The following is a 938-nucleotide window of genomic DNA, read 5'->3' on the forward strand; positions in this document are numbered from 1 at the left end:
CGACGCACGTCGCCAATACCCCACCCCCACACCAGCACCGGCCACATACAACTCACCAACCACCCCCACCGGCACCGGATGCAACCACTGGTCCAGCACAAACAGCGCCGCCCCGGGCACCGGTGACCCGATGGGCACCACAGCCGCACCCGGGGCCAACGGCGCACTCATCGCCACCCACATCGTGGTCTCGGTCGGACCGTACTGATTGATCAGCACCCGCCCAGCCGCCGCCCACTGACCCACCACCTCGGCCGGGCAGGCCTCACCGCCGACCAGCACGGTCACCGACTCCAAACCCCGCGGAGACAACACGCTCAAGGCGGACGGGGTTTGACTGAGCACACTGACTCGCTCGGCTATCACCAACGCGTGCAACTCATCCGGGGAACCCACCACCGCATCGGGAATCACCACCAACCGGCTGCCATTGAGCAACGCGCCCCAAATCTCCCAGCCCGAAATGTCAAAGCTGTAGGAATGCCACTGTGACCACACCTGACCCGCACCAACCGGCACTCGAGCAGCCAGGGACGCCATCAGCTCAGTAACGTTGTGATGGGTCACCGCAACACCTTTGGGAACACCCGTAGTACCCGAGGTATAGATCAGGTACGCGACATCACCCGGATCTGGCACGGGCAGCGCACTCACGGGCCCAGCACCGACAGCCAGCTCACCAAGGTCGATCACCACCACGTCGAACCCGTCCAGCCGCTCGCCCAGCCCTGCCGTCGTCAACACCACCACCGGCGCGGCATCAGCCAACAGGAACTCCATGCGCGCCGCCGGCACCGCAGGGTCGATCGGAACATAAGCCGCCCCCGCCTTAAGCACCGCCAACATCGCGACGATCGCCTCGGCCGACCGCGAACACAACAACCCCACCAACCCGCCTGGGCCTACCCCGCGGTCAACCAGCCCATGCGCCAACCGAT

1 protein-coding gene is annotated in these 938 nt (G+C 65.8%); it reads right to left on the minus strand.

Features of this window, described 5'->3' with window-relative positions:
- Positions 1 to 938: AMP-binding protein (locus tag A5622_RS12510; protein WP_156752939.1), on the minus strand; the 938-nt coding region annotated here is incomplete at both ends.

Origin of the sequence: Mycobacterium sp. 1245801.1 (assembly GCF_001673055.1) — a bacterium.
Lineage (GTDB): Bacteria > Actinomycetota > Actinomycetes > Mycobacteriales > Mycobacteriaceae > Mycobacterium > Mycobacterium europaeum_A.